The organism is Bellilinea sp., from assembly GCF_034432615.1.
Taxonomy (GTDB): domain Bacteria; phylum Chloroflexota; class Anaerolineae; order Anaerolineales; family Anaerolineaceae; genus Bellilinea.
In genome coordinates, this window is record NZ_DAOUBL010000357.1 from 1 (window position 1) to 5,822 (window position 5,822).

The 5,822-nt window shown below is 51.6% G+C and carries 5 protein-coding genes; 1 reads left to right on the plus strand and 4 read right to left on the minus strand.

The window, feature by feature from the left end:
- A partial coding sequence (locus VAE48_RS16005) for a PAS domain-containing protein (protein ID WP_322794341.1) occupies positions 1-1,817 on the minus strand: 1,817 nt, incomplete at its 3' end.
- 110 nt (positions 1,818-1,927) lie between these two features.
- Here VAE48_RS16005 and VAE48_RS16010 point away from each other — a divergent pair.
- Positions 1,928-3,166 (plus strand): CAP domain-containing protein, encoded by a 1,239-nt coding sequence (locus VAE48_RS16010; protein ID WP_322794342.1) that lies wholly within the window; start codon positions 1,928-1,930, stop codon positions 3,164-3,166.
- Positions 3,167-3,181: 15 nt separating this feature from the next.
- Here VAE48_RS16010 and eda read toward each other — a convergent pair whose 3' ends face one another.
- The 3 genes from eda to VAE48_RS16025 form a co-directional block, all read right to left on the minus strand.
- Positions 3,182-3,835, minus strand: a complete 654-nt coding sequence (gene eda, locus VAE48_RS16015; protein WP_322794343.1) for a bifunctional 4-hydroxy-2-oxoglutarate aldolase/2-dehydro-3-deoxy-phosphogluconate aldolase — start codon at positions 3,833-3,835, stop codon at positions 3,182-3,184.
- Entirely contained in the window at positions 3,832-4,755 is a 924-nt protein-coding gene (locus VAE48_RS16020; RefSeq protein ID WP_322794344.1) for a hypothetical protein, read from the minus strand. Before VAE48_RS16020 ends, eda begins: the two co-directional genes overlap by 4 nt.
- A 14-nt stretch (positions 4,756-4,769) precedes the next feature.
- A partial coding sequence (locus tag VAE48_RS16025) for an FAD-dependent oxidoreductase (protein WP_322794345.1) occupies positions 4,770-5,822 on the minus strand: 1,053 nt, incomplete at its 5' end.

A 5,822-nucleotide genomic window follows, 5' to 3' on the forward strand; every position in this document is an offset into this window, starting at 1 on the left:
AGATCGCCCGTTGAATGACCGTACGAATCATTGAAATCCTTGAAATTATCCAGATCGAAGACAATCAGGGCTACCGGCAGTCCACTGCGCCGGTTTTGTTCGATCACTTCACTGCATTTTTGAAACAGGCCGCGCCGGTTGTAAACATTGGTCAAGGGGTCGGTGACCGATAAACTTTGCACTTCCTCGTACAACCTTGCGTTTTGAACGGCAACGGCTGCCTGATCGGCAAAAGCTTGCAGGCGGAAGACAACCTCCTCGTTGAAAAATCCTGGTATGGAGCTGTCCAGATTCAAGAATCCGATCACCTGACCCCGGCTGAGTAAGGGCATTCCGGCATAGGATTTAATCCATCCCATGGTTGAATTACCGCGCCAGAGGGAAGATTTGCCGGTATCGGGGATGACCAGGGGTAGTCCGCTTTCAAACATCTTTTGCAGCGTCGGAAATTCACCGATTGGAAAACGCAAGCCTTCCAGAAATTGATTGGCCGGGTCGGTCAAATAACCTTGATGAAAAAGCACTTCAACCCATTCCCCATCCAACAGCATGATGTTGGCCGATTCATGAGCGACCACCTTGCCGACGTTCATTAAAATTCGTTCCAACACCTCGCGAAAATTGAGGGTGCTGTTCAGCGCGCTGGCAGTATCACGCAATGCGTCCGAAAGGGCGCGTAACTGACGTTCGGTTTCCTCTGCCCATTTGCGTTCGGTTATATCGAAGGCAATGACCAGAAAACCCAAAATTTGTTCATTCTCACGAATCGGTGTAACGGTACAGTAGGCGGTGAATGGTGCGCCATTTTTGCGTTTGAGTGTGAGTTCACCGTTCCATACATCTCCCCGCTGTACCACACTGCGGATTTGATCAATCTCTGAAATCGCTTCCGCAGGGATTAACGTTTCTAAAATGGGTTTTCCCAGGATGGATTGGATTGGATGTCCAAACAGTTGTTCGCAGAATTGATTGGCAAAAAGGATATTCCCATTCTGATCAATGGCAAGGGTTGCCTGACCAATAATATCCAGCAGATCCGCCTGAAAGCGGATTTGTTTTTCTCGTTCTTTTTGAACGGTGATGTCGCGAAAACTGGCAATGGCGCCGGAAAAGCCTTGCTTTTCCTCGGTGAGGGGAAAGGCAGTAACCGATAACCAGCGTATGCTGCCGTCCGAAAGGATTAGTCCCTGTTCAAAGTCTCTAACTATTTCCTTTCGATTGAGGGCAATAAGTAATGGAATCTGATCGGACGATAATGGGGCTAAAATGGTATCTACCTGACTCCATTGGCAGTCATTACAGGTTTGATAAAGCAATTGGTCTTGATGGTCATGGAACATTTCCTGTGCAGCACGGTTGGAAAAGACGACCTCGCCTTGCTGATTGACCATCACAATCCCTTCCGATAAAGTTTGTAATATCGTATCCATTCTTTCTTGTGCCTTTTGTAATGCCTGCTGTGCTTTGATTTGGGCTGTAATGACTTGAAAATAAACCGATATGCCCTTCGATTGAGGGTAGACTCTGACCTGATACCAGTTTTCATAAGGCGGTTGATCAAAGTAAGTTTCAAAGCTCAGAAATTGTTTTTGTTTGAGAGCATAGCGGTACTTTTCCTCAAAGATCGAGCCTTTGGCTTCCGGGAAGACCTCAAATAAGGGCTTGCCCAGTACCTCTTCGCGTTTTCGATGAAGCATCTGTTCGGCGGCTTTGTTGAAATAGGTTACAATCAGGCGTTCGTCCAGGGCAAAAAACGCGTCACTGATGCTTTCAAGGATTTCTTGCGGATTATATTGGAATTCTGCCGGCAGGGACATCCTGCATCCCTCCAAATTCGATTAAAACAGTCATTATATGGATAGTTTATGTGAAATGTAAATGAATTGCAAGGATTTGATGAGTAATTTTCGGTTAAGATTAAGGATGGATGCGTAAAATTTCGATGAAATATCTTTACAAAATGTTTAACCCGCTTTGCCTGTTACTGGTTGCGGTACTGGCTGTAGCCGGATTCTGGTCAACACGGGCGGTGCTTGCGGATGATGATGTTACTCCTCTGGGTGAGGCAGTATCTCTTGAAGAGGGGGAGGCGGAAATCCAGTTCACCGGCTGCGAGCGGCAAAACTTTGAGCCGGTTAATGCAGATTTTGAACAACGTGTGGTCGAACTGGTCAACGAGGAGCGTAACAAACAGAATTTGCCGCCGCTGAAACGCAACCGCGATTTGGACTACGCGGCGCGCTACCATGCCCGCGATATGGCGGAGGATGGTTATTTTAATCACGATTCCTATGATGGCGGCGTGATCGTGTGTGGATGGAGTACACGGGTTGGAAAATTCTATACCGGTTGGAACAGTTTAGCCGAAAATATTGCCGCCGGTTATGCCACACCGGACGATGTGATGCGAGGCTGGATGAATTCGTCAGGGCACCGCGCAAACATTCTCAGCAGCAGTAACCGCGAAATTGGGGTGGGTTACTGGCCGGGTGGTTCATACGGTAAGTATTGGGTTCAGGACTTTGGAAGGCGAAGCACGGTTTATCCCATCGTGATCAATCTGGAATATGCCCAAACCACCTCGCCGGATGTGCAGTTGTACATTTACGGTCAAGGCGTGTGGTCGGAAATGCGCTTGCGCAATGACGAGGGCGCCTGGGGGCCATGGCAGCCGTTTCAGCCACGCCTTAACTGGCGATTGAACTGGGTCAAGGGTATCCGCACGGTGACAGTTGAATTGCGCAATGGGTCGCAAACCACTCAGAGTTCAGATACCATCGAATTGACCACCGGTGAATCGCAACTGGATGTACAGCCGGCCGGGTTGACTTTCTTCTACGAAACAGGTTCGGGGAGGGTGATACCGCCTTCGGCTGCGTTCTCTATTTTGAATACCGGCAGTGACGCAGCATTAAATTGGACGGTAGAAAATATCACCGGAGATTGGTTCTCTCTATCGCCCTCGGCGGGAAGTACGCCGGGCAGCCTTGTGATCAGCCCTGTTCATGATCCGGGCTTGTTTGTACAAAATGAGATCTTGAGCGGCGGCTTGACCATCCGCAGCAGCGGTAGTAATCCTGTGGCAGGTTCACCGAAGCAGTTAGTGGTGCAGCTGCTGGTGGTTGAACAGGTGCGGCAGGTTTATCTGCCAATGGTGAAACGATAAACCCGAAGGATCAACTCAGGTCAAGGCGGGTCTTGCAAGAGAGTGCACCACCTGCAAGACGGAGTTGACCTGGGCTTTAATTTGCTCGAATTGCCCTTCGGAAATCCATTGCCGTTTTGCCAGCCATGAGCCGCCTACGGCTAAAACCCGCTCGTGGGTAAGGTATGCTGCCAGATTTTCGGTTTGAATGCCGCCGGTGGGGATGAAGCGGACGGCAGGAAATGGATCGGAAATGGCTTTGATGGCAGTCAACCCGCCCATGGTTTCGGCGGGGAAAAATTTGAACACTTCGATGCCCAGCCGCAGCCCTTGCAGGATTTCGTTTGGTGTGACGGCGCCGGGCAGAAACGGAATTTCCTCACCGAGCGCCCATTCAACAGCGTCATGAGGTAAGCCCGGCGAAACCAGAAAATCTGCTCCGGCGCTGACTGCCTGTTTGGCCTGTTCCAACGTCAGGATGGTGCCTGCCCCCAGGATAAGGTTGGGGTAAGCCTCACGAACGTGCTGGATTGCAGACAGGGCAGCCGGCGTGCGCAGGGTAATTTCTAAAAGCGGTAAACCCGCTTCTACCAACGTGCGGGCAAGGGCTTCGACCAGTTCGATACGCTCAATTTCGACCACCGGGATGATGGCGTGGCGGTAAATTTCTTTGAAAATCGGTTTAATCATGGTTCAAAGTCCAGAAAGCGGGCGGGATTTTCAACCAGCAGGGTATGGATAGAGGCGTCATCAATGCCCAAACCTTTCAAACGGGGTATAAAATCGAGCAGCAAATGCCCAAGCCCTAACGACTGCGGATTGTGAACTTTCCAGGACGATTTCCTTGCTCGATCCCCCGAGAGCAGGATTTGGTTCAAATGCCCCGCGGCGATCAAATCGCGGATCATTAAAGCGCGCTGCTCATCCTGCCAGTATTGTTCCTTCCCGATCTGATCAAAGCCAAGCAAGACACCACGTTTTGCCAGTTGAAAATAAACCTCACGGGGCAGATTGCGGTCGAGGTGACCAATCAGCAATTTCTCAGGTGTCACGCCGGCGCTCAAAAGCATTTCAGCCTGTTCCAGCGCAAATGTACCCGCTTCGGTATGGGTACTGACCGGCGCGCCGGTTTTTTGGTGAGCAAGGCCGGCAGCCTGAATGACACGTTTCTCTACCTCTGTGGCTTGATGCAGGCTGGTTGCAGCCTTGATTACACCCGCGCGGATGCCGATGTCGCCGATCCCGATGGTGATTTCTCGAATCATCCGTTCTGCGATTTGACCAATTGATTGATTTTCCAGCGACGCAGCCGAAAATTTATTTTTGTGGTGTCCGGTGGCAGCGATGATGTGGACATCGGTAGCCCGTGAGATCTGGCTGAGTTCAAGGGGGGAGCGGCCGATTTCGGCGGTGGTCATTTCAACCACAGCGCTGCCCCCAAGAGACTTGAAATAACGCAACTCGGCAACTGCCGCCGGTATTGAATCCAGCCCAAGGTCGGCATCTTCCAGAGCCATTGCATCGGGGGGATGCCAGAGAACATGCTCATGGCAGGCGGTGATCCCTAATTCATGTGCCGCAATTGAACCCAAAACCGTTTGAACCGCCACGCAAACCTCCTTTCCTAGTCCAGAATTGCACCTAAACGGCGCAATGTTGATTGCAATTCAGGGATGGCCACCGCGCGCGGATGCGTGTTGTGCTGCAGGGCAATCACGGCGGCTGCTCCGGCTGCCTGCCCCATCGCCATACACTGACCCATACTGCGTACCGAGGCGTGTGCATCGTGATCGGCTGAGAGGCAACGCCCCGCTACCAGCAGTCCTTCGGCTTTTTGAGGCAGTAAACAACGATAAGGAATGTGATAGGTTTCCCCTTCTGGTAGATACTCCCAGCGGGTATCCTGCCCGGCGTGGTGCTCTTCAATGGGCGCACCACATTGGGCAATGGCATCGCTAAACTTTCTGGCGGAAAGGACATCATCGCGCGACAGCCTGTATTCTCCAAATATCCTGCGGCTTTCACGCACACCGATTTGAACGCTGAGTCCACCCAGGGCTGCCTTTTCATAACCGGGTATTCGCTCGATGAGAAAACGGGAGTACTCCATTGCCTGCCGACGGCCCTCAATTTCGGCCTGGGTGAGTTGCTGGATATCCAGCGGATCAACATCCCGGACGCGAGTCATGTTAGTCGCCATCACGCCCGGCAGGGGAGTAAGATGGACACTGCCTTCTTTGCGCGGCAGGTCGTAGCCCCATTCAGCGGCCTGCTGCATTTTGGCGTGCAATTCTGCTTTCTTTACATTTTTTGCTTTCTCAACATCCACATTGATCAGTTTGAAGGTGGTCGTGAGAGATTGAATCGGGACGTCCCGGCTGCTTTCGAACGGCACATCCATACGGGCAGCCACATCGGCATCCCCGCTGGCATCAATGACTACCTGAGCTGTCAACCGAAACAAACCGGCTTTGCTGGCAATCACCACACCCTGGATGGTATCCCCCTCACGGATAACGTCAACCACCAGTGCATGGTAAAGCAAGCGGACACCGGACTGCAAGGCCAGCTGCTCCCATATTACTTTTAAAGTTTCCGGGTCATAGGTAATGCCCTGTCCGGCGCCGTAGGTGTTGGGGCGGTAAATGGCTGCTTTGTGTTTGAGCAATTCCTCAAC